Raw genomic sequence first — 21,784 nt, 5'->3', positions numbered from 1 at the left:
GCCCGCCACGCGAACCGAGCGTGAGCCGAACCCGCCCCGGCCGCCCGGGGAATCCGGTCCCCGAGCCCTCGAGCAAGGCGGTCTCCCGCTGGCAGGCAACCCGGATCCGCAAACACCTTGCGCACGATGTAATCGTGGGCTAGGTTTGCGAACGTGCCGGACGAGTTCCTTCTGGACGAGCAAGCCTGCTTCGCGCTCTACGCGGCGTCGCGAGCGGTGACGGACACGTACCGTCCCCTGCTGGGCGAGCTGGGTCTCACCTACCCGCAGTACCTGGTGCTGCTGGTGCTGTGGGAGTCCGACGCCCGGCCGGTCAAGGAGATCGGCGAGGCGCTGCACCTGGACTACGGCACGCTTTCCCCGCTGCTCAAACGACTCGAGGCCAACGGGCTCGTCACCCGGGCGCGGCTGCCCGAAGACGAACGCACCGTGGTGGTCAGCCTGACCGAGGAAGGCCGTTCGACGCGTACGCGCGCCGCCGGTGTCCCCTCGGCCATCGGCTGCGCGCTGGGCCTCGACGACACCGAGCGGCGGCAGCTCATCGACACCCTGCGGCGGCTGACGGCGTCGGCCGCCGCCTACTCACTTGGAGGCCCTGATGCCCAGCCGTGACGCGACCACCCACTGGGTCGGCGGACTGCAGAACGGGAAGGGCGAGGTCACGCTGGACTCGTCCAACGCGGGCACGTTCTCCGTCTCGTTCCCGACCCGCGCGGGCAACCCGGACGGCCAGACCAGCCCCGAAGAGCTCATCGCCGCGGCGCACTCGTCGTGCCTGGCGATGAACCTGTCGGGCGTGCTCGAGGCGCAGAAGCTCACCGCGGACTCGATCGACGTGAGCGCGGAGGTCACGCTCGGCCCGGCGGCCGGCGGCGGCTTCGAGATCAGCGGCATCGCCATCACGCTGCGCGCGTCCATCGAGGGCGTGACGGCGGAGCAGTTCGCCGAGTACGCCGAGACCGCGGAGAAGACCTGCCCGGTGTCGAAGGCGCTGGCGGGCACGACGATCACCCTGGACGCGGCCCTCAACTGAGCCCCGCCCCGCGGACGGCCCCTCACCGGTTCAGGCGAGGGGCCGTTCCCGTGTCAGCGGGTGGTCGCCTTGGCTCGATAAGTCGACTTCTTGGCCTGGTTGCCGCAGATCTCCATCGAGCACCACCGGCGCGTGCCCGGCCTCGAGGTGTCCAGGAACAGCGCGCCGCACGCCGGGCCCGCGCACCGGCGGACCCGCGCGAACTCCGGGGACGTCGCCAGGTCCAGCGCGTCGCGGACCAGCAGGGCCAGCATCGCCGACGCGGGATCCTCGGCCTGCCAACGCACTCCGCCCGACGACGTCAGCGAAGGTGCCGGTACCGGCAGCGCCGCGAAACGGTTCAACCGCTGCCGCGAGGACGGCCGCACCGCGCCGGTGAGCAGCTCGTGGATCGCCTCCCGCGCGCTCCGGGCGTCGTCGACATCCGCGGGGCGGACCGGCGAGGAAAACGGGCCCAGCTGGTCGATCCACGCTCCCCAGGCCGCGGCGTCCGGGAGTTCCTCCGTCTCCGCGGGCGTGCCGCGGTAGCGCAGCGTGCGGACGAAGTCGAGGCACAGCCTGCCCGCGCCCGAGCGGAAGCGTTCCGTCATAAGGGTCACAGTACGCCGGAACCGGTTTGACTGGTACCGTCGGGAACCGATCAAACCGGTTCCGCCGATCCTGGGGGCACGCATGACCGAGACCAAGCAGCAGGCGCCGCCCGGCTGGCTGGTGCTGCTGCTGGCCGTCTCCTGTGGACTGACGGTCGCGAACCTCTACTACGCCCAGCCGCTGCTCGCCGAGCTGCGCGGGACGTTCGGGGTGGGCGAAGCCGCGGCCGGCGGGGTCGTCACCGCCACCCAGATCGGCTACGCGGCCGGGATGCTGCTGCTCGTCCCGCTCGGGGATCGGCTGGAGAACCGCGGCCTCGTCGCGACGCTGCTCGCCGTCGCCTGCGGCGGCCTGGTCGTCACCGGCGTCGCGCCCGGGTTCGCCGTGCTGCTGCTCGCTTCCCTGCTCGTCGGCTCGACGTCGGTCGTCGTGCAGATCCTCATCCCGTTCGCCGCCGACCTCTCCCCCGACGACATCCGCGGCCGGATCGTCGGGCGGGTCGTGAGCGGGCTGCTGTTCGGCATCCTGCTCTCGCGCGTGGTCGCCAGCTTCCTGGCCGAGGTGACGAGCTGGCGGGTCGTGTTCCTGATCTCGGCGGCGGCGATGGCCGCGCTCGCCGTCGTGCTGCGGTTCACCTTGCCGCGGCGGGCGCCGAAGACCGACGTCCCCTACGGGCAGCTGATCCGCTCGACACTGGCCATGTGGCGCAAGCACCCCGCGCTGCGCCACCGCGCGCTGTACCAGTCGGCGATGTTCGGCGCCTTCAGCGCGTTCTGGACGACGATCGCCTTCGTGCTGACCGCGCCGCCGTTCGACTACAGCCAGCTCGGCGTCGGCCTGTTCGCGCTGGCCGGGGCGGCCGGCGCCGCGGTGGCGCCGCTGGCCGGGCGGTGGGCGGACCACGGCCACGGCCGGCGGCTCACCGCGGGCGCCTTCGTGCTGTGCGCGGCCGCCTTCGCGCTCGCCGGGTTCGGCGCGCACAACGTCGTCCTGCTGGCGATCGCCGCGATCGCCGTCGACATGGCCGTCCAGGCGACGCTGGTGACCGGCCAGCACGTGATCTACCAGCTCGACCCGTCGGCCCGCGCCCGCGTCAACAGCATCTACCTCGGCACGTTCTTCATCGGCGGCGCGATCGGCTCCCAGGCCGGCTCGATCGCGTTCCACCTCGGCGGCTGGACGGCGGTCGTCGTCTTCGCCGGCGTGCTCCCCCTGCTCGGCCTGGCCGGGATGGCCCGCACCCGCGTCTAGGACGTGTCCTGCGGATCTTGTTCATGATCGTGTGCAGACAATGGGTTGTGGTTGGGCGTGGTGAGCTGACAGACAAGGCGTGGGCGCGGATCGAGGCTTTGCTACCTGCAGAGACGGGGCGGCGAGGTGGGCGGCGGAGTCACCGGCAGGTGATCAACGCGATTCTGTGGAATGAGCGGACCGGTGCACCATGGCGTGACCTGCCTGAGCGGTACGGGCCGGGGAAGACCGCGCACGAGCGTCTTCGATCCAGTCCGCACAGCCCCCTTTTTCCGGGCGCCGGCCGCATCCTCGCCATCGACGGGGAATGCCTCGGACGTTCCCGCGGAGGACTGACGACCAAACTTCACCTGGCCGTTGACGCCGCGCGGGCTGCCCTTGGCGGTGAAACTCACCCCCGGTCAGGCCGGCGACAACCCGCACCTGCCGCCGCCGCTGGACGAGATCCGGGATCTCGACGTGAACGGGCAGCAGGTGCGGGCCGGGCGGGTACTGGCCGACAAGGCCTACACCCACCCGAGCACACACAAGGCTCTGCGGTCGCGCAGGATCAAGGCCACCATTCCCGAACGCGCGGACCAGATCGCCCGTCGCAAGGCAAAGGAGACGGCTTTCGACTCCAGCCTCCACAAGCTGCGCAATTGTGCCAAACGAGCGGCCTATCACCGCTCCATCTCCGATGAAGATCCCCAGGACACGTCCTAGGCGAAGACGTCCCGCCGCGCGGCCGCCCATTGCGCGTACGTCGTCCCGGGGCGGCCGAGCAGGTCCTGAACGACGCCGGTCGGGACCTGCGGGTGCCGCAGCGTCTCCTCGAAGCCGTCGAGCAGCCAGTCGACGGCTGCTTCCGGGACGCCGTAACCGATCCACTGCGCGCGCTGCTCGTCGCGGGTCAGCTCGTGGAAGCGGATCTCCCTGCCCAGCACCGATCCCAGCGTCGAGACCTGTTCACGCAGGCTGATCGCCTCCGGCCCGCTGAGGACGTGCGTCGCGCCGACGTGTCCGTCCGAAGTGCACACCCGGGCGGCCACCGCCGCGATGTCGGCCAGGTCGATCGGCGTCTGCGTGGCGTCGCCGAACGCCATCCGGACCTCGCCCGCGCGGACCATGTCGGCCCAGTCGAGCGTGTTGTTCATGAACGCCCCCGGCCGCAGGAAGGTCCAAGCGAACCCGGCTTCCCGGACAGCCGCCTCGACGGCGCCGTACTCGTTGCCGCTGGACCCCTCGTGGCCGTCCCCGACACTGCTGCCCGACAGCGCGACCACCCGCTCGACACCGGCGTCGGCCGCCAGTTCGCAGAACCGCCGCACGGTTCGCGCCATCGGTGCCAGGTAGACCGCCGAGACCCCCTTGAGCGCGACCGGCAGCGTCGAGGGCTTGGCCAGCGAACCGACCACCACCTCGGCTTCCGGCGGCAGCTTCGCGCGACCGGGGTCGACGGTCAGCGCCCGCACCGGCACCCCCGTGGCCAGCAGCTCGTCGACCACCAGGCGCCCCACGCTGCCGGTCGCGCCCGTCACCAGGATCGTCATCGCACCCTCCTCGTTCCCGTATGTCGTACGACATCGTACGGCATACGGGAAACGGAGGGGTCAGGCGCAGCTGGCCGCGTCCACCGCGAGCAGCGGGTCGGTCGCCGGCCGGGCGGTGATCGGCGTCGACTCCTGGATGCTCAACGCGCCGTCGCGCAGGGTGTAGACCGTGCGCGTGCCCGAGTAGGTGAACCGGTCGGTCGGGCGGCTGACGTCGTCGTTTTCACTGGCGACGACCGCGAACGCGCGGCCGCCCTCGAACGGCGTGCACCGGTAGCCGAGGTGCGCGGCGACGCCGCCGCCTTCGGCGAGCGAGAACGGCTGGTCGTCCGGGCCGACGACCGGGCTGAGGTTGCGGCCGTCGAAGTGCAGCGCGGAGAAGAACGTGGTGTTGGCGCCGACCGACTGGGTCACGATCAGCTCGGCGCGGCCGTCGCCGTTGAGGTCGGCCACCCGCGGGGCCTCGAGGCCGGCCTGGCTGTCCGCCGGCAGGTGGATCGAGGTGTAGGTGCCGTTCACCGTGGCCGAGATGACCTGGTCGTCCCCCACCAGCTGCGCGGTCACCGTCTCGAGTTCGCCGTCGCCGTTCAGGTCGGCGACCGTGGTGACCGGGTCGGCAGCGGGCGCGGCCAGCGCCGGCACGACGGCGGCCAGGCCCAGCGCGGCGGCGACGCCGGTGACCGTGGCGGTGCGGACGATTCCGATGCGGTTCATGAGATCTCCCTCCACCTTCCGGTGATCTTTTCACCGGAAGTGCTCTCACGAAGAAAGACGGCCACGAGTGGATCAAGTGCACTCGGAGTGTGATGTGCCACACGAACGCAACTGCCCTCACCGCGGAATGCCGGCCGGCCGGATTTAGTCATAAATCTTGACTATCTGGAACGAGCGAGGAGCCGGCGATGTCCGTCATCGAAATGACCACCTTCACGGTGACTCCGGAGAACACCCGGGCGATGCTGGACGCGCGCCCGGGCATGGTGGCGGCGTTCCGGGCCGACCGCCGCGGGTTCCTGTCCGCGCGCCTGGTCCGCGTCGACGAGACCACATGGCTGGACTTCGTGGAGTGGACCGACGACACCGCGTGGGACGAGTCGAAGGCCAAGGGCGCGAACCTGCCCGCGATCGCCGCCTTCTTCGGCACCATCGGCGGGCTGGTCGGCGCCGAGCGCGGGGTGCGCTACGACGACGCCGAGGACGGTCCGCGCCGCGTGCGCACCGTCGTCTACGGACCCGGGCCGTCGCAGGTCGGCGAGCTGTACCTGCCCGAAGGCGACGGCCCCTTCCCGGTCGTGACCGTGTTCCACGGCGGCTTCTGGACCGCGCTCTGGGACCGCCGCCAGACCACCGGCGTCGCCGACGACCTGGTCGCCCGCGGGTACGCGGTGTGGAACGTCGAGTACCGGCGGCTCGGCGAGCCCGGCGGCGGGTGGCCCGGCACGTTCCTCGACGTCGCCGCCGCGGTCGACGCCCTCGACGGCATGGACCCGGCCCTCGACACCGGCCGCGTCGTGCTGCTCGGGCACTCGGCGGGCGGGCACCTGGCCGCGTGGGCCGCGCACCGCGGCGTGCTCCCGCCGGACGCGCCGGGCGCCGGCCCGAAGATCACGCCGGTCGGCGTGGTGACGCTGGCCGGCGCGCTCGACCTCGAAGCGGCCGCCGCGGCCGGTACCGGCGCCGTCCTCACCGACCCCGGTGCCGAACCGCCGCAGGGCGCGCCCGAGCCGGCGCGTCCCGACCTGTGGCCCGCCCTCGCCGAGACCGTCGGCGACGGCGTCGTGCCCCTCCTGCTCGGCGGGCACCACCCCGAGCGCTACCGCTGGACGTCGCCGCTCGAACTGGCCGACGCGGGCGTCCCGGTCCTGGCCGTGCACGGCAGCGCGGACGAAGTGGTCCCCGCCGAGTGGAGCCGCCGCTACGCGGAGAAGAGCGGCGAGGCCCGCTACCTCGATGTCGACGGCGGTGGCCACTTCGACGTGCTGCAGCCAGGAAACCCGGCCTGGCCGGCCGTCGTCGAGTGGATCGGGGTCAGGACCGGCCGCGCTGGTGCTCGGTGATGTCGGCGAGCACCCGCTTGAACTCCTGGTAGGCCCGCGGCCCGACGCGGTCGGCGTGCCGCTGCTGGATGGCGGCCATGATCGCGTCGGCCGCGCGCATCTGGGCGAGCCCGCGCCCGGTCGGGCAGATCAGCTTCGCGCGCCGGTCGCGCGGGTCGGGCCGCCGTTCGACGTAACCGAGGGCTTCCAGTTCGTCGATGAGCGTCCCGATGATCTGCTTGTGCTGCCCGGACGACCGGGACAGCTCGGTCGCCCGGACGCCGCCGTCGTCCAGGTACGCGAGCACGGCGCCGTGCCGGGGCTTCAGGTCGTCGAAGCCCTGGGCGGCGAGCGTGGCGAAGAGCTCGCGCTGGACGGCGAACAGGAGCCGGCCGGACAGGACGCCCAGATCGGGGTCCGTCGCGTTGCGCTCCGCCCGGGTCACCACGTCATCACCTTAACGACCCGGCTCTCGTGCGGAACAGACCAACAGCACGGCCACCTTGTTGGTTGAACTTTGCCCGATTCGCCGCTAAGCTCCCTTCCGCACTGGGAGCGCTCCCACATGGATCAGCACCACTCATCGCCGAGAATGGAGGCCCATCCATGCGCAAGTGCAGCAGCTCCAGGTCCGTCACCCGACGGCGGAGCGTCCTCGCGCTGATCATCGCCACGCTCGCCGGACTCTTCATCGGAGTCCCGGCCGCGTCGGCGCACGGCACCATCGTCAGCCCCGCCACCCGCGCCTACCAGTGCTGGACGGACTGGGGCAGCCAGCACACGAACCCGGCCATGCAGCAGCAGGACCCCATGTGCTGGCAGGCCTTCCAGGCCAACGCCGACACCATGTGGAACTGGATGAGCGCGCTGCGGGACGGGCTCGGCGGCAACTTCCAGGGCCTGACCCCCGACGGGCAGCTCTGCAGCAACGCCCTGTCCCGCAACAACTCCCTCAACACCCCGGGCGCGTGGAAGGCGACCAGCCTCGGCAGCAGCTTCGCCATGCACCTGTACGACCAGGCCAGCCACGGCGCCGACTACTTCCGGGTCTACGTCAGCAAGAACGGGTTCGACCCCACCACGCAGCGCCTCGGCTGGGGCAACCTCGACTTCGTCACCCAGACCGGGAAGTACGCCCCGGCCAAGGACATCACGTTCACCGTCCAGACGTCCGGCGCCTACCGGGGCCGGCACGTGGTGTTCACGATCTGGCAGGCCTCGCACCTGGACCAGACGTACATGTGGTGCAGTGACGTGAACTTCGGCTAGCGGAGCGCGGCGAGGTAGGCCGAAACCGCCTCGCCGTCCCCCGCGTCGGAGATCAGGCCGACGTAGCCGTCGGGGCGGATCAGCACGAGCGTGCTGCCGGTCGCCCCGTAGGCGGTGGCGAGGTGACCGGCGGTGTCGGCGAGTTCGCCGGCACCGGCCGGTCGCGCCACCACGCGGTAGGTCGTCAGGTCCGGCGGAAGCTCCGCGGTCCCGAAGTCCAGCACCGTGAAGCGGCCGCCGCGGGTCAGGTCGAACAGCCGGCGATCACCGTCCACTGTCGACAGACCGGTCGCGTCCGGGGCCCGGTCGCCGGCGCGGAGCGCGGCCGTCTCGTCGCGGTCGTCGCGCGCCAGGACCGAGCCGCGGTAGTTCACGCCCAGCTGCATCGTCTTGGTGTCCCGGCGGATCGGGATGCCCTTCTGCTCGACCGCCAGCTTGAGACGCGCGTCGGACAGCGCGAGCACGTCCGCGGCGACCGGTCGTCGCTCGGCTTCGTAGCTGTCGAGCAGCACCGGCGAGGCGCCCGCCGCGAACTTCCAGCCGAGGTTGTGCGCGTCCTGGATACCGGTGTTCATCCCCTGCCCGCCGGCCGGCGAATGGATGTGCGCGGCGTCGCCGGCGAGGAACACGCGTCCTTCGCGGTAGCGGGCGGCGAGCCGGACGTTGGCCCGCCACAACGAAACCCACTCCGGCTCGCCCAGGCGGAGGTCGGTGCGGCCGCTCCGCCGGTCGAGGATCTCCTGCAGGTTCACCAGACCGAGCCCGGGATCCTGCCCGGGCGCGATGCTCGCCTGGTACTGGAAAAGATCCGTCGAAGGCAGCGGGCAGAGGTTGACGAGTCCTTCGGGGTGGCGCCACATGTGCCAGGCGTCGCGGTCCAGGCCGTCGACACCGACGTCGGCGACGATCATCCGCACCTCGTCGCGGGTCTCGCCCTCGAACGGGATCCCGGCCCGCTTGCGGACGACGCTGTGGCCGCCGTCGCACCCCACCAGCCACCGCGCGGTGACCGTTTCGGGCCGGCCGTCCTTGACGAGCACCGCCGTCACGCCGTCGCCGGTCTGCTCGAAGCCGTCGAGCGCGGTGCCGAACTCGACGGCGCCGCCGAGTTCCGCCAGCCGCAGCCGCAGTGCTTCTTCGACCCGCCATTCGGGCGTGATCAGGCTCGCCGGGTAAGGGATGTCGGGCCGCTCCCCCGCCGGTTCGGCACCGCTCGTCGTCACCCCGCCGTCGGGCGCGGTCGACCGGATCGGCATCGCGAGCCGGCCGTGGGCGAGCACGCGGCCGACGACGCCGAGGTCGTCGAACACCTCGAGGGTGCGCGGCTGGACGCCTTTGCCGCGCGAGCCGGGCCGCGGACCGGGAGCGGCCTCGACCAGGCGGAACGGGACGCCGCCGCGAGCGAGTTCGCAGGCCAGCGTGAGCCCGGTCGGGCCCGCGCCGGCGATCAGCACTTCGGTCGGCATCTTCCTACCCCCAAGAAAGTTTTTCCTTTCTTGTCAGCGTAGCCCTATCGTGAGCGCATGGCCACCGAACCCGTCCGCCGTCGCCGGCACGGCAAGCAGCTCGAAGCCGAGCTCCTCGCGGCGGCCTGGGACGAGCTGATCGAGACCGGGTACGCGCGCCTGACGATGGAGTCGATCGCCGTCCGCGCGCGCACCAGCGAGGCCGTGCTCTACCGCCGCTGGGCCCACAAGGACGAGGTCGTCATGGCCGCGCTCGAGCACTACCGGGCCACCCACCGGGTGGCGATCCCCGACACCGGCACCCTGCGCGGCGACCTGCTCGCCGAGCTGGCGGCGGTGAGCGAAACCCGCGCCACGTTCTTCGCCATCGCCGCGGCCACCGCGTACTCGGGCCTGCTGGCCGGCACCGGCCTGACCCCGGCGCAGGTCCGCACGCGGGTGCTGGGCGAGGCGGCACGCCCGGGCGAGCGGGCCCTGTACCGGCGCGCCCACGACCGCGGCGAGCTCGACCTGGAGCGCGTGTCCGTCACGCTGCTCGAGATGCCGTTCGACCTGGTGCGACACGACCTGCTGATGGAACTGAAGACGCCGTCGCCCGCCCGCATCCGGGCGATCGTCGACGACCTGTTCCTGCCGTTGCTGGAGCGGCGCTAGAGGGTGAACCCGAACCGGGCGACGACCGGGCCCCAGCGCTGGTAGGTGGCGAGGTCGTCGAGCGTGCCCGGTCGGCGGCCCGCTTCGAGGCCGCGGTGCAGGCGCCCCCATTCCGCGAAGTCATGCGGCGACCCGCCGGGCTCGGTGTCGTTCACCAGCTGCGCGAGGAAGCCGGCCCAGCTGTCGCCGTCGGCGTCCTGGAGGGCGAGGAGCAGCGGGTTCGCCAGTGTCGGGCGCCCGGCGACCGCCGCGAGCAGGGTGAGCACGGCCTGGAACTCTCCCGGCCGCCCATCGCCGCCGAGGAAGCGCGACCGCGACCCGACGTGCCGGGTGGCCCGGATCAGGCGGTAGGTGTTCATCAGCCGCTTCGCCGCGCGCGGGCTGGTGACCAGCGCGCCCAGTCGCTGGGCGAATTCCACCTCGGGCCCGGTGAGCCCGATCCGCTCCCCCGGCTCGGCGGCGGCCGCGGAGCCGGGCTCGACGTCCAGCTCGGCCCGGGCCGGCGTGCGCTCTTCACCGGTGGCCGAGTCGTCGGGGCGGACCGTGGCCGTCGTGTCCGCCGGCACGGACGTGGGCGCCAGCGCGACGTCCGCGACACTCCCGATCAGCCGCGCGTAGGCCTCGGGTTCCATTTCCGGCAGGGTGAAGGGGATCTGGAAGATCTTCTCCAGGTACTCGACCGGCATGCCGCGCAGGTAGGCGTCGGTGCGGGGATCGCCGCCGACGGCGAGGTCGCGGTACTGGTGCCACAGGCTGCTGCTCAGCCAGCGCGGGTCCACACCGACGACGACCACGAACAGCTCCAGCGCGAGCAGCAGGTGCACGGCTTCCAGCACTTCGAGGACCTTGGCCGGCGGGCAGCGGTCGAGGTCGTCGATGTAGAGCACGACCCGGGAGACGGGTTTGACGCCGGCCTCGACGCTCCGGCCGTGGTTGCGCAGCAGGGCGTCGAGGAACCGGAAGTCGCGGTGCAGCGTGCCGACGACGCCCTGGTGCTTCTGGTACCCGGAGGCGCGATCGTTGAGGAACTCGTACAGCTTCCGCCCGACGCTGAGCGCCTCGGCGGCGGCACGCGCCGTCGCGATCTTCTCGTCGAGCGCCGTGATCGCCTGCGTGGTCTCGGCGATCGCGCGTTCGGCGTCGGCGAGTTCGAGGTCGAGGACGCGCTCCTCACGGCTTCGCTTGCTCCGCAGGGTTTCCCGTGCCTCGTTGGTGATCCGGATCGCGTCCTGGACGTGCCCGAGCGCGGTGTTGACCCGCTTCGCGGCCGGCCGGAGCTGCTGGGTGACCACGACGATCGAGGCGGCGGTAGCGCCCAGGGAGTAGAGCCACTCCACTCCCCCACGCCCGGCGAGCGCGATGGTGAGCACGGCCAGCACGGCGATCCCCGCGGCGAGCGTCCCGAACAGGGATTTGTACTCGATGCCACGCCAGAGGGCCGGCAGGTAGCCGGCGGTGGTGCGGAGGTCCTTGCCGAGCCCGGTGAGTTCGTCGACGGCGGGTTCGAAGCCGAGCTCTTTCGAAATGTCCTTCAGTTTGCCTTGTACTTCGGTGTTTTTCGCGAGTTCTTTGGCGACTTCGGTGAGCCGGACCTTCTGGATCTCCGCCTTGCGCTTCTCCGTGGCTTCGGTCCGCCGGTCCTCGAGCTGCTTCCGCTCGCCCTCCAGTTGCGTGCACTCGGCGTCCAATGTGGACTTGGCGTCGCGGTAGGTCTCGAGCTCGGACAGCAGCGCCTCACGTTCGGCTCGGTACGCGTCGCCGTGACTGCGGTGCCACTCCTCCCGCTCGCGGGGATCGACCGGTTCGGGGTCGGCCAGGCGCTCGAAGATCTCGATCGCGAGGCTCGCCCAGAGGCTGGTGTCCGCGTAGTGCCAGGCGTTGAAGCGGATCTGGGTGATGGAAAAGCCGTCTTCACCGGGGATGCGTCCGGCGATCCGTTCACGCATCTTCTCCATGAAGAAGCTTTTGCCGGTGCCCCACTTGCCGAAGAGGCCGATGGAGAGGGGCGGGGTGACGTCGGGATCGGTGATGACTTCGCAGACGGCGTTGACGTACCCCTGGACGTCCAGCTGGTCGGCGCCGCCGGTGCCGTCGTTGCGGTAGCCGTGGGCGAAGCGGATGCCGTTCAGGACGGGCCAGAGGGGTGAGCCGGGCGGGGCGACGGCCTCGTCGATCTCCGTGAGCAGCGCGCTCCAGGCGCCTTCGCTCTTGAGCGAGTCCAAGAGGTTGGGGGCTTCGAGACCGAGGCCGAGCAGGAACAGCCGCCCGTCGAGCACCTCGTGGCGGGTCTTCGCGACGACGTCGGCGTCGAACCAGCGCGTGACCAGCTCGTACCACTCGGCCCAGTCGCGCTGCCGGCGCGGACTCCGGGTGACGACCGACCCCAGCCGGCCGGCGGCGTATTCCGGGTGCCGCCGTCCGATCGCCCGGACGATCTCCACGGTGGTCAGCCCGGTCGCGGGAAGGCTGTCGGCCACCGCCTGCATGCTGTGCGACAACGGTACCGGACGGCGGGCGCGCGGCCCGGTGAGCCGCGAAAGGCCGGTCAAAGCCGCATCGACGTCGGCGCCCATCTGCCTCAGCCGTTCCGGCAACGCGCCGCCTCGGTCGTCACGGGCCGACCGCATGATCGCGACGGCGATGTCGGCCAGGTCGACGACCTGCTGGTCGCGGGGCAGCGACCGCAGGTGGGCGGCGAGGGCGCGGGCGAACCACTCGTGCACCGCTCCTTCTTCGCCGGCCGAGCTGAACGTGACTCGCTCGAGCGAGAGGATCGAGCCGAGCCGATCGGGTTCCACGCCGCTTTTGAGCAACGCGCGCCTGATGTCCTCGTCCATCATCATGAGCGCCAGGAGCGCGGTGGACCTGGTGACGCCGGTGGTGTCGCTCGCGCCCTGCTCGCGGCGGTACCGCTGCGCGGCCGAGACCATCGAGGCGAACTCGGCGATCCGGGGGCCCGGCGTGCGGCCCTCCTCCTCGATGATTCGCCTGACGGTGGGCGGGGTGTCGTTCACCACCGGTGAGTCGCCCTCAGCCGGTCGATTGTTTCAGCGCCCGGTCGATCGCCGGCATGTTCTCCTCCGCCCACGTGCGCAACGCGGCCAGCGGGACCTCCAGGGAGAGGCCCAGCTCGGTGAGGCGGTAGTGCACCTTGGGCGGGACCGTCGGCTCCACCCGGCGGGCGACCAGGCCGTCGTGGGTGAGGCTTTGCAGGGTGGTCGAGAGCATCTTCTGCGAGACGCCCGGCATGCGGCGTTGCAGCTCCGCGAACCGCACCTCGGCCGGGGCGGCTTCGGCCAGGACCTTGACCGCCATCGACGTCCACTTCGTGCCGATGCGGTCGAGGAGCTTGCGGGTCGGGCAGGCGGGGTCGAAGAGGTCGCCGCGCGTGCCTCGGGGTGAGGGGGTCACCTGGAGCTCACCACCTGTCGGGGAAGTGCCTTCTTGGCTCGGCCGGGCTGGTTACTTACGCTCAGCCGGTAACCAATGGTAACCCCTTTGAGGAGGTCACGTGCGCGAGCAGCGGGTCAGGGCGAACGGCATCGAGGTGAACGTGGCCGTCGCCGGGCAGGGACCGGCTTTTCTGCTGCTGCACGGCTTCCCGCACACCTGGCGGTTGTGGACGGAGGTCGTCCCGCACCTGGCCCGGCACCACCGCGTCATCGCGCCGGACCTGCGCGGCCTCGGTGCGACCACCCGCACCGACGGCGGCTACGACGCCGGAACCCTCGCCGACGACGCCGAGGCGCTCCTCGACGCGCTGGGCGAACCCGAGGCGACGGTCGCGGGCATCGACGCGGGTGCGCCACCCGCGTTCCTGCTCGCGATGCGACGGCCGGAGCGGGTGCGGCGGCTCGTGCTGATGGAGTCGCTGCTCGGGCGGCTGCCCGGCGCCGAGGACTTTCTGGCCGGCGGGCCGCCGTGGTGGTTCGGGTTCCACGCCGTCCCCGGACTCGGGGAGACGGTGCTCGCCGGGCACGAGGCCGAGTACATCGACTGGTTCCTCGCCGCGGGGACGCACGGGCGTGGGGTGCCGCCCGCGGTCCGCGACCACTTCACCGCGGCCTACACCGGGAGTGAGGCGCTGCGGAGCGCTTTCGGCCACTACCGGGCGATGCCGGAGAGCGCGCGGCAGATCGCGGAGGCCACCGCGGCCGGCCGCCTCACGGTGCCCACCACGGCGATCGGCGCGCACCCGGTGGGTGCTGCGCTCGCACGCCAGCTGCGCCCGGTGGCCGACGACCTCACGGAGCACCTGCTCGAGGACTGCGGCCACATCATCCCGCTGGACCGGCCCGACGCCCTGGTGCCGTTGCTGCTCGCCGGCTGACCGGAGCTGACCGGCCAACGCCGAACGAGCGCTACGCCCGAGGCCGACTCGAACAACCGGCGCGGATGTACCACGCCTGACTGGCCCCTGCCGGTTCCACAAGTGCCGCGGAACCGGTGCGCCGCAGGCGCTGACGGCCCTCCGGCGGCGAGATTCGCAGCTGGGCGTCGGCCGCCGCGACGCCGGCGTGGGACAACCCCGCGGGCGAGGCTTCCCGAGCAGGTCCCAGTGTGCGAGGGGTCCCAGCAGCCACAGGCAGACGACGACCATGCCGAGCGCGCAGAAGAAGTGCACGATCCACGCCCCGAGCAGCCGAGCTGTGGCCGACCGCCGGCCGAGCAGCTGCTGGTGAGGGAGGACCCGGGCGGGCGCCCGGGTCCTCGAAGCGTCAGCCCAAGCCCTGCTGTCCCAGCCAGTCCTTCGCCACGTCCGCTGCCTTCTCGCCCTCCGAATCCACTCGCTTGTTCAGCTCCCGCATCCCCTCCGTCGTCAGCTTCGCGCTCACCGCGTTCACCGCCGCCGCGAAGTCGGCTCCTCGCTCGTCCAGTACCTTCTTGGTCACCGCCGGGACCACGTTCTCGGTCGGCACGATGTTCAGGTCGTCCTTCAGCGCCACGTACTTCGGGTCACCGGCCAGGGGGCTCACCGAGTCGACCGGGATCACCGTCACCGCGCCGGAATCGAGCTGCTGCGCGCGCGGCCCGAGCTCCTGGACCGTCTGGAACGTCGCGTTCGTCAGCTTGTACACGTCCGTGAAGCCCTTGAAGCACGTCGCGCGCTTCTCGCACTCCGGACCTCCGGCCAGGACGACCTTGTCCAGCTTCTTCAGGTCACCGATGGTCGCCAGGCCCTTGGACTGGGCCAGGTCCGCCTTCACGATGTAGGTGTTCTTGTCTTCGGCCGCGGCGTAGTCCAGCAGCGAGACGCCGCTGGGCTCGAGCAGCTTCGCCAGCTGCTCGTGCTCGCCCTTCGCGTCCTTCACCGGCTCCTTGCCGAAGCCGGCCGCGATCGCGGAACCCTGGTACTCCGGGATGAACTGCAGCTCGCCCGACTTCAGGGACGGGTAGATCAGCTCCCGCGAGCCCAGGTTCAGCTTCTTCGTCACCGGGTAGCCCTTGGCCTCCAGCGCCTGCGCGTAGATCTCGGCCAGGATCTGGCTGTCGGTGAAGTTGAAGGACGCGACGACGATCGGCGCCCCGCCCTTGCCCGCCGCGGCGGGCTTGTCGTCCCCGCCGCCGCACGCTGTCAGGCCCAGAGCGGCCACCGCCACCAGCGCGGCCACTCGGATGTTCCGGGTCCAGCCCACGTCCCACACTCCTGTCGTCAAGATCGGACGGTCTCCGACCCTAACCAGCACCACCGACAGAAACCACATGCTGGGAGTCACCCGGCCAGGTGCTCACGCAGCGTCGAGCCCTCGTACTCGGTCCGGTACCGGCCCTTGGCCTGCAGGATCGGCACGACGTGGTCGACGAACGCGGTCAGCTCGTACGGCAGCGTCGATCCCATGATGGTGAACCCGTCGACGGCGCCGGCGTCCTGCCAGGTGAGCACGTGGTCGGCGAGCTGCTCCGGCGTGCCGACGAAGTGGACCTGCCCCGCTCCCCCGGTGATCCGGGCCGCGATCTCGCGCAGCGGGGCCTCCGGCCGCTCCCGCGCGGCCGCCGCGAGCTGCTGCAGCCGGGACGAGCCGCCTTCCGCCCGCAGCTCGGCGGGCAGCGGGGCGTCCGGGTCGAACGCGTCCGGGTCGAGGCCCGCCGTGTACAACGCGTTCTGCCAGCGGAACTCCGGGCTGGCCAGCTCTTCGAGCCGCTCCGCGCGGGCCTTCGCCTCGGCCTCGGTGCCGCCCAGCGTCACCATCAGCGCGGGCAGCACGCGCACGCCGGCAGGGTCCCGGCCCGCCGCGACGACCTGGGCGTCCAGCTCCGCGCGGAACTTCACCGCCGCCTCCAGCGACGGCGGCCCGGAGAACACCAGCTCCGCGTACCGGGCCGCGAGCCCGATCCCGGCGGCCGACTGTCCCGCCTGGACGAGCACCGGCCACCCCTGCGGCGGCCGCGGGAACGGCAGGACGCCCTCGACGTCGTAGAACCGGCCGTGGAACCGCGGCGCGTGCAGCTTCGCGCGGTCCGCCCAGACGCCGTTCTCGCGGTCGCCGACGATCGCGTCGGCGTCCCAGCTGTCCCACACCCGGGTGACGACGTCGACGAACTCGTGCGCGCGCTCGTACCGGTCGGCGTGGTCGGGGTGGGCCTTCTCGCCGAAGTTCGCCGCCGCCAGCGAAGTGATGGTGGTGACGATGTTCCAGCCCGCGCGCCCACCGCTGAGGTGGTCCAGCGTCGCGAACCTCCGCGCGAGCTCCCACGGCTTGTTGTAGGTCGTCGACCCGGTGCCGATCAGGCCGATCTTCTCGGTGACCGCGGCCAGCGCGGAGAGCACGGCGATCGGGTCGAACTGCGTCTGCGGCAGGTGGGTGGCGCGGTATTCGGCGATGGCGATGTTGTCGGCGAGGAAGATCGAGTCCATCAGGCCGCGCTCGGCGGTCCGCGCGATGCCGGCGTAGTACGGCAGCCCGAGCACGCCGCGGACGTCGTCGTCCACCACCCGCCACGCGGACTCGTGGTAGCCGTTCGGCCAGATGAAAGCGTTGAAGTGCAGGGACTTCACAGCGAGGCTCCTTCGACGGTCCGTGCCGCGTCGGCGGCGGTGCGCCCGTGGACGGCCGGGCGGCCGCCGTAGGGATCGTGCTCCGTCCACAGTGTCGTCGAAGCCGCGGCGCGGACGGCGGGCACGACCTCGGCGGCGAAGCGTTCGAGCATCGCGAGCTGCTGCTCGTGCGGGATCATCGTCGGCAGGCTGAAGGACTGCAGGTCGTGCCCGTAGGCCTCGTGCCACCACAGGATCTTCTCGGTGATCTGCCGCGGGCTGCCGACCAGGACCGGGCCGCGCGCGATCGCGTCGTCGATCGTCGGGAACTCCATCGCGTTGCCCGGCGTGTGGTTCCCGGGCTGGTTGAAGTACTCGACGATCCGCTCGTAGGTCGGGCCGAACGCCTCCCGCGCCTCCTGCGTGGTGTCGGCCAGGTACAGGAACCCCGCCCCTGCCCCGACGTAGGCGAAACGCGGGTCGTGGCCGTGCTCGGCGTAGTGCTTCCGGTAGTGCTCGATCAGCACGGTGTAGTTGTCCCGCGGCTGGATCGCGTTGGCCGAGAAGAGCGGGTCGCCCCACCGCGCCGCCAGCTCGGCCGAGGTCGACGTCGTGGCCGAACCGTGCCAGACCCGCGGCGCGCCGGCGAACGGGCGCGGCAGGCTGGTGACCGCGTCGAGCGGACCGCGGAAGCGGCCCGTCCAGGTGACGTCCTCCTCGCGCCAGAGCCGCCGCAGCAGCGCGTACTTCTCCGCGAGCGCGTCCCACTGGTCGCCGTTCCCGATGCCGAACATCGGCAGCTGGCGCAGCTCGTTGCCCTTGCCGATCACCAGTTCCAGCCGCCCGCGGGACAGCTGGTCGACGGTGGCGTAGTCCTCGGCGACCCGCAGCGGGTCGTGCACCGACAGCACGGAGACGCCGGTCTGGATCCGGACGCGGCTCGTCGTCGCCGCGATCGCGCCCAGCAGCACGGTGACGCCGCTGCTCAGGAAGTGCCCGGCGTGGCGCTCGCCGAGCGCGACGGCGTCGAACCCGAACTCCTCGGCGTAGCGCGCCGACGTGAGCGCCTGCGCGAAGCGCTCGTCGGTGCGGATCCGGCGGCCGGTCACCGGGTTCGTCAGGTGGGGCAGGATGTCCAGGACCTGGAATCTCATCGCGTTCCTCGCTCGCGCCGGGGGTACGCGGTCATCGTGCAGAAACCGCTCCGGCCGGCGGCGGGCGTTCCACCCCTCGGACGGCTCAGGCGCGCCGGAGCCCGTTGACCAGGAGCCGCACGAGGTGACGCGGGTCGTAGGCGGCGCCCGCGCCGGCGCACAGGCTGCCGACGCCGCGCATCAGCTCGTACGGGTCCTGGCCGGGGGCGATCTCGCCGGCTTCCGCGGCCGCCTCCAGCAGCTGCGTGCACACCGGGCCGAGGCGCTCGAGGAAGTAGGCGTGCAGCGGGTCGTAGCACGGGTCGTCGGACTGCAGCACCGACGCGAGCCCCTGCTTGGTGATCACGAAGTCGACGAACCGGTCGATCCACGCCACCAGCGCCCGGTGCGGGCCTCCTCCGGCCGCGAGCAGCGCCGGGCCGGCTTCGGCCAGCGACTCGACCTGCAGCCGGTAGACCGCGAGGATCAGGTCCGCGCGGGTCGGGTAGTGGCGGTAGATGGTCGCCGTGCCCACCCCGGCCCGTGCGGCGATCTCCCGGATGGGCGCCTCGACGCCGGTGGTCACGAACACCGCGGCCGCGGCCTCCAGGACGTTCTCGGCGTTGCGCCGCGCGTCGGCACGCTTCACGTCCGCAGGCTACCGGCCCGCTCCCCGACGTCCAGCAGCAGCGCGGCGAGCCCCGCCGGCTCGGTGATCATGCAGTCGTGGCCGGTGGCCAGCTCCCGCACGTCGGCGGGCTCGCCGTTCGGCTGCACGGCGGGCACCGGGCGCCGGTCGAACCCCGCGGGCTTGACGGTGCAGTGGATGTGGGTGCGCGGGATCGCGGCGAGGGCCGGGTTGTCCATCGCCACCGGCTCTTCGAGGCAGCGCAGCGACTGGTCGGACAGCATGGTCCGCACCCAGGCCACGTCCCCGGGATCGGTCACGCCGAACAGCCCGAAGGGCGCGGGCAGCTCGGGCAGCGGCGGGACGCGCCAGCCGTTCCCGAGCATGGTGCGCGTGACCGGCATGACGTCGAGCGCGTTCTCGCCGTCGGTGGGCACCATCGCGTCGAGGTAGACCAGCCGCGCGATGCGCTCGGGCACCTGGTTGGCGACCGCGGAGATCACCAGGCCCGCGTAGCTGTGCCCGACCAGGACGACGTCGTGCAGGTCGGCCTCGACCAGCAGCCGCACGACGTCGGCGGTGTGCGTGCCGAGCCCGACGTCCGGGCCGAGCAGGTGGGTGGTCTCGCCGTAGCCGGTCAGCGTCGGGGTGAAGACCCGGCTGCCGCTCGCGGCCAGCCGGGGTACGACTCGCGCCCAGGCCTGGCCGGTGTGCCAAGCGCCGTGGACCAGCACGTACGTCGTCGTCATGAACGGTCACCCTTCAAGTGGGACGTTGTCCCGTTTAACATACGGGACATTGTCCCACTTAGTCGAGCGGGCCCGAAATCTGGGCATCCCACCAGACTTCGCGCCCGGTGCTGGGCCCGGCGCGGCCGCGGGCGGTTCACTGGACTCCCCGCGCGAGCGGGCGGAGAAGGGGGAACCGGGCGCAATGCGGATGGCTGAACTCAGCGCGGAGACGGGTGTTCCGGTCGCGACCGTCAAGTACTACCTGCGCGAGGGCCTGCTGCCCGCCGGCCGCCGGGTCGGGCCGAACCAGGCGCAGTACTCCCCCGAGCACGTCAAGCGGCTGCGGCTGGTCTGCGCGCTGCGCGAGATCGGCGGGCTGTCGCTGGCCGAGGTGGCCGACGTGCTCGGCGCGCTCGACGCCGGCCGTGCGGCGCGGGTCGTGCTCGGGGTCGCGCAGGACGGGCGGGTCACCGTGCGGCCGGTTTCCGCGCCGGCGCGGGCGTGGGCGCTCGGGCGGGTCGGCGAGCTGCTCGGCGAGCCCGCGGACGACACCGATCCCGCCGTGGCGAACCTGGTCACCGTGCTGGCCGTCTGCCACGGTCTCGGGCACGACGCCGTCTCCGGCAGGCTCGCCGACTACCTCGCGCTCGCCCGCGAGGTCGCCGCCGTCGACGCGGCCCTGATCGACGACGTCGGGCCGGCGCGGCGCCCGGCAGAGACCGCGCTCATCGCGACCCTGCTCGGTGAGCGGCTGTTCGCCGGGCTGCGGCACTTCGCGCTCGTCGACGCATTGGGCGCGGCACCGGCCGAAGCCTGACGCCGGGACCCGCGGGCCCCGGCGCCGGCTCGCTCAGCGCTTCCGGTTCAGCGGGGCGCGGCCCGCGTACTCCGCCGCCGCGCCCAGGTCCTCCTCGATCCGCAGCAGCTGGTTGTACTTCGCCGTGCGGTCGGCCCGCGACAGCGACCCCGTCTTGATCTGACCGCAGTCCACGGCGACCGAAAGGTCGGCGATCGTCGTGTCCTCGGTCTCCCCTGAGCGGTGCGAAAGCACGACGCCGTAGCCGGCGCGCGAAGCCACCTCGACCGCGTCGAGCGTCTCGGTCAGCGTGCCGATCTGGTTGACCTTGACCAGGATCGCGTTGGCCACGCCCTGCTCGATCCCCTCCGACAGCAGCGCCACGTTGGTGCAGAAGACGTCGTCGCCGACGAGCTGGATCTCCTCGCCCAGCGCGCGGGTCACCAGCTGCCAGCCGGCGACGTCGTCCTCCGCCATGGCGTCCTCGATGGACGCGATCGGGTACCGGGCGACCAGGTCGCGCAGGTAGCCGGCGTGCTCGGACGCCGAGCGCTTCACGCCTTCGCCGCGGTAGTGGTAGATCCCGTCCTCGTGGAACTCCGACGCGGCCAGGTCCAGCATCAGCGCCACGTCGTCGCCGGGCACGTACCCGGCCCGCTCGATCGCACGCACGACGTAGTCCAGCGCCTGCTCGGCGGTGTCGAGCTGCGGCGCGAACCCGCCCTCGTCGCCGACGTTCGTGCTGTGCCCCGCGTCGCGCAGGATCCCGCGCAGCGTGTGGAAGACCTCGGCGCCGACCCGGACCGCTTCGGCGAAGCTCGACGCGCCGACCGGCGCGATCATGAACTCCTGGAAGTCGATCCCGTTGTCGGCGTGCGCGCCGCCGTTGACGATGTTCATCATCGGCGTCGGCAGCCGGTAGGTGCCCTCCCCGCCCAGGTGCCGGTACAGCGGCAGCACGTGCGCCTGCGCGGCCGCCTTCGCCACCGCCAGCGACACCCCGAGGATCGCGTTCGCGCCCAGCCGCGCCTTGTTCGGCGTGCCGTCCAGCTCGCACAGCACCCGGTCCACCTCGACCTGCGACCGCGAGTCGAGACCCACGACCGCGGCGGCGATCTCGCCGTTCACCGCGTCGACGGCCTTGCGGACCCCCTTGCCGAGGAACCGGCTCGGATCACCGTCCCGCAGCTCGACGGCCTCGCGCGTGCCCGTCGACGCACCCGACGGCACCGCCGCGCGCCCGAACGACCCGTCGGCCAGCTCGACGTCGACCTCGACCGTCGGGTTGCCGCGGCTGTCCAGGATCTCCCGGCCGGTGACTTGGACGATGGCAGTCATTTTTCTCCTCAGCGGCACGACGGGGTCGCACCTCGGGTTCAGGGGAAGGCCGGCGGGACGAACACGGCACGGGCGGGACGACGTCGTCACCTGCCACCGGCCGGACCGGTACCACCGTTCTACCGGGGCGCCACTGGGGAAAACCCCAGCATCGCGCCGCTAGCGTTCCGGCCGAACCCCATCCGAGTCCGAAGTGGAGCCCGCATGCCCATCGCGACCCCCGAGGTCTACCGCGAGATGCTGGACCGGGCGAAGGCGAACGAGTTCGCCTACCCCGCCATCAACGTGACCTCGTCCGAGACCGTGAACGCCGCCATCCGCGGGTTCGCCGAGGCGGAGAGCGACGGCAT

General features: G+C 72.0%; 23 protein-coding genes and 1 pseudogene. 11 read left to right on the top strand and 13 right to left on the bottom strand.

Annotated features, from left to right (window positions below; translation table 11 throughout):
- Positions 1 to 153 precede the first annotated feature (153 nt).
- Together AB0B33_RS37810 and AB0B33_RS37805 are read left to right on the top strand one after the other, a co-directional pair.
- Complete coding sequence (locus AB0B33_RS37810; protein ID WP_360781087.1) at positions 154 to 612, top strand: MarR family transcriptional regulator; 459 nt, start codon at positions 154 to 156, stop codon at positions 610 to 612.
- Positions 599 to 1,033: an OsmC family peroxiredoxin gene (locus AB0B33_RS37805; protein WP_247024743.1), complete on the top strand. Its 435-nt coding sequence runs from the start codon at positions 599 to 601 to the stop codon at positions 1,031 to 1,033. The genes AB0B33_RS37810 and AB0B33_RS37805 overlap by 14 nt, the downstream gene beginning before the upstream one ends.
- 53 nt (positions 1,034 to 1,086) lie before the next feature.
- Here the strand turns inward: AB0B33_RS37805 and AB0B33_RS37800 are convergent, their stop codons facing one another.
- Complete coding sequence (locus AB0B33_RS37800) at positions 1,087 to 1,623, bottom strand: ABATE domain-containing protein (RefSeq protein ID WP_247024745.1); 537 nt, start codon at positions 1,621 to 1,623, stop codon at positions 1,087 to 1,089.
- 82 nt (positions 1,624 to 1,705) lie between these two features.
- On the opposite strand from AB0B33_RS37800, the gene AB0B33_RS37795 reads away from it, so the two are divergent.
- The 3 genes and pseudogenes from AB0B33_RS37795 (at position 1,706) to AB0B33_RS37785 (ending at position 3,580) form a co-directional block, all read left to right on the top strand.
- On the top strand, positions 1,706 to 2,875 hold the full coding sequence (locus tag AB0B33_RS37795) for an MFS transporter (RefSeq protein WP_360781082.1): 1,170 nt from the start codon (positions 1,706 to 1,708) through the stop codon (positions 2,873 to 2,875).
- Positions 2,876 to 2,898: 23 nt separating this feature from the next.
- A pseudogene (locus tag AB0B33_RS37790) lies at positions 2,899 to 3,114 on the top strand (transposase); the annotation flags it as partial.
- Between the two features lie 118 nt (positions 3,115 to 3,232).
- Positions 3,233 to 3,580: a transposase gene (locus AB0B33_RS37785; protein ID WP_360781079.1), complete on the top strand. Its 348-nt coding sequence runs from the start codon at positions 3,233 to 3,235 to the stop codon at positions 3,578 to 3,580.
- Here AB0B33_RS37785 and AB0B33_RS37780 read toward each other — a convergent pair.
- Together AB0B33_RS37780 and AB0B33_RS37775 are read right to left on the bottom strand one after the other, a co-directional pair.
- Entirely contained in the window at positions 3,577 to 4,407 is an 831-nt protein-coding gene (locus AB0B33_RS37780) for an NAD(P)H-binding protein (protein ID WP_360781076.1), read from the bottom strand. The genes AB0B33_RS37785 and AB0B33_RS37780 overlap by 4 nt on opposite strands.
- Positions 4,408 to 4,467: 60 nt before the next feature.
- Positions 4,468 to 5,121 (bottom strand): VCBS repeat-containing protein, encoded by a 654-nt coding sequence (locus AB0B33_RS37775; RefSeq protein WP_360781073.1) that lies wholly within the window; start codon positions 5,119 to 5,121, stop codon positions 4,468 to 4,470.
- A gap of 188 nt (positions 5,122 to 5,309) precedes the next feature.
- On the opposite strand from AB0B33_RS37775, the gene AB0B33_RS37770 reads away from it, so the two are divergent.
- Positions 5,310 to 6,464, top strand: a complete 1,155-nt coding sequence (locus AB0B33_RS37770; RefSeq protein WP_360781070.1) for an alpha/beta hydrolase — start codon at positions 5,310 to 5,312, stop codon at positions 6,462 to 6,464.
- Here the strand turns inward: AB0B33_RS37770 and AB0B33_RS37765 are convergent.
- Positions 6,436 to 6,891 (bottom strand): MarR family transcriptional regulator, encoded by a 456-nt coding sequence (locus AB0B33_RS37765; RefSeq protein WP_247024755.1) that lies wholly within the window; start codon positions 6,889 to 6,891, stop codon positions 6,436 to 6,438. The genes AB0B33_RS37770 and AB0B33_RS37765 overlap by 29 nt on opposite strands.
- A 158-nt stretch (positions 6,892 to 7,049) precedes the next feature.
- Here AB0B33_RS37765 and AB0B33_RS37760 point away from each other — a divergent pair, with 158 nt between their 5' ends.
- Complete coding sequence (locus tag AB0B33_RS37760) at positions 7,050 to 7,712, top strand: lytic polysaccharide monooxygenase (protein WP_247024757.1); 663 nt, start codon at positions 7,050 to 7,052, stop codon at positions 7,710 to 7,712.
- Here AB0B33_RS37760 and AB0B33_RS37755 read toward each other — a convergent pair.
- Entirely contained in the window at positions 7,709 to 9,178 is a 1,470-nt protein-coding gene (locus tag AB0B33_RS37755; RefSeq protein WP_360781065.1) for an FAD-dependent oxidoreductase, read from the bottom strand. The genes AB0B33_RS37760 and AB0B33_RS37755 overlap by 4 nt on opposite strands.
- 57 nt (positions 9,179 to 9,235) lie before the next feature.
- Here AB0B33_RS37755 and AB0B33_RS37750 point away from each other — a divergent pair, with 57 nt between their 5' ends.
- Positions 9,236 to 9,832: a TetR/AcrR family transcriptional regulator gene (locus tag AB0B33_RS37750; RefSeq protein ID WP_247024761.1), complete on the top strand. Its 597-nt coding sequence runs from the start codon at positions 9,236 to 9,238 to the stop codon at positions 9,830 to 9,832.
- Here AB0B33_RS37750 and AB0B33_RS37745 read toward each other — a convergent pair.
- Both AB0B33_RS37745 and AB0B33_RS37740 read right to left on the bottom strand, forming a co-directional pair.
- Entirely contained in the window at positions 9,829 to 12,846 is a 3,018-nt protein-coding gene (locus tag AB0B33_RS37745; RefSeq protein WP_360781062.1) for a P-loop NTPase fold protein, read from the bottom strand. The two genes, AB0B33_RS37750 and AB0B33_RS37745, sit on opposite strands and share 4 nt — an antisense overlap.
- Positions 12,847 to 12,862: 16 nt before the next feature.
- Positions 12,863 to 13,243 carry a helix-turn-helix domain-containing protein gene (locus AB0B33_RS37740; RefSeq protein ID WP_247024765.1) on the bottom strand — a complete coding sequence of 127 codons (381 nt, stop codon included), beginning with the start codon at positions 13,241 to 13,243 and terminating at the stop codon, positions 12,863 to 12,865.
- Positions 13,244 to 13,343: 100 nt separating this feature from the next.
- Between AB0B33_RS37740 and AB0B33_RS37735 the strand changes: the two genes are divergently transcribed.
- Positions 13,344 to 14,162 carry an alpha/beta hydrolase gene (locus AB0B33_RS37735; protein ID WP_360781059.1) on the top strand — a complete coding sequence of 273 codons (819 nt, stop codon included), beginning with the start codon at positions 13,344 to 13,346 and terminating at the stop codon, positions 14,160 to 14,162.
- Positions 14,163 to 14,550: 388 nt separating this feature from the next.
- Here AB0B33_RS37735 and AB0B33_RS37730 read toward each other — a convergent pair whose 3' ends face one another.
- The 5 genes from AB0B33_RS37730 to AB0B33_RS37710 form a co-directional block, all read right to left on the bottom strand.
- Positions 14,551 to 15,444, bottom strand: a complete 894-nt coding sequence (locus AB0B33_RS37730; protein WP_360781295.1) for an ABC transporter substrate-binding protein — start codon at positions 15,442 to 15,444, stop codon at positions 14,551 to 14,553.
- 101 nt (positions 15,445 to 15,545) lie between these two features.
- The gene (locus AB0B33_RS37725) at positions 15,546 to 16,829 is read right to left on the bottom strand and encodes an NtaA/DmoA family FMN-dependent monooxygenase (protein ID WP_360781056.1); all 1,284 of its coding nucleotides are present in this window, start codon (positions 16,827 to 16,829) and stop codon (positions 15,546 to 15,548) included.
- Complete coding sequence (locus AB0B33_RS37720; protein WP_360781053.1) at positions 16,826 to 17,962, bottom strand: LLM class flavin-dependent oxidoreductase; 1,137 nt, start codon at positions 17,960 to 17,962, stop codon at positions 16,826 to 16,828. Before AB0B33_RS37720 ends, AB0B33_RS37725 begins: the two co-directional genes overlap by 4 nt.
- 85 nt (positions 17,963 to 18,047) lie before the next feature.
- On the bottom strand, positions 18,048 to 18,590 hold the full coding sequence (locus tag AB0B33_RS37715; protein WP_247024773.1) for a TetR/AcrR family transcriptional regulator: 543 nt from the start codon (positions 18,588 to 18,590) through the stop codon (positions 18,048 to 18,050).
- The gene (locus AB0B33_RS37710) at positions 18,587 to 19,318 is read right to left on the bottom strand and encodes an alpha/beta hydrolase (RefSeq protein ID WP_247024774.1); all 732 of its coding nucleotides are present in this window, start codon (positions 19,316 to 19,318) and stop codon (positions 18,587 to 18,589) included. The genes AB0B33_RS37715 and AB0B33_RS37710 overlap by 4 nt, the downstream gene beginning before the upstream one ends.
- Positions 19,319 to 19,508: 190 nt before the next feature.
- Between AB0B33_RS37710 and AB0B33_RS37705 the strand changes: the two genes are divergently transcribed.
- Complete coding sequence (locus AB0B33_RS37705; RefSeq protein WP_247024776.1) at positions 19,509 to 20,117, top strand: MerR family transcriptional regulator; 609 nt, start codon at positions 19,509 to 19,511, stop codon at positions 20,115 to 20,117.
- Between the two features lie 33 nt (positions 20,118 to 20,150).
- On the opposite strand, the gene eno is transcribed toward AB0B33_RS37705, so the two are convergent.
- The gene (eno, locus tag AB0B33_RS37700; RefSeq protein ID WP_360781048.1) at positions 20,151 to 21,434 is read right to left on the bottom strand and encodes a phosphopyruvate hydratase; all 1,284 of its coding nucleotides are present in this window, start codon (positions 21,432 to 21,434) and stop codon (positions 20,151 to 20,153) included.
- 204 nt (positions 21,435 to 21,638) lie between these two features.
- On the opposite strand from eno, the gene AB0B33_RS37695 reads away from it, so the two are divergent.
- Positions 21,639 to 21,784: class II fructose-bisphosphate aldolase (locus tag AB0B33_RS37695; protein ID WP_360781293.1), on the top strand; the 146-nt coding region annotated here is incomplete at its 3' end.

This window comes from Amycolatopsis sp. NPDC049159 (assembly GCF_040648295.1).
In the GTDB taxonomy this organism is placed as follows: domain Bacteria; phylum Actinomycetota; class Actinomycetes; order Mycobacteriales; family Pseudonocardiaceae; genus Amycolatopsis; species Amycolatopsis pretoriensis_A.
The sequence above is the reverse complement of the archived record's forward strand: the minus strand, read 5'-3'. Positions and strand labels throughout refer to the sequence as shown.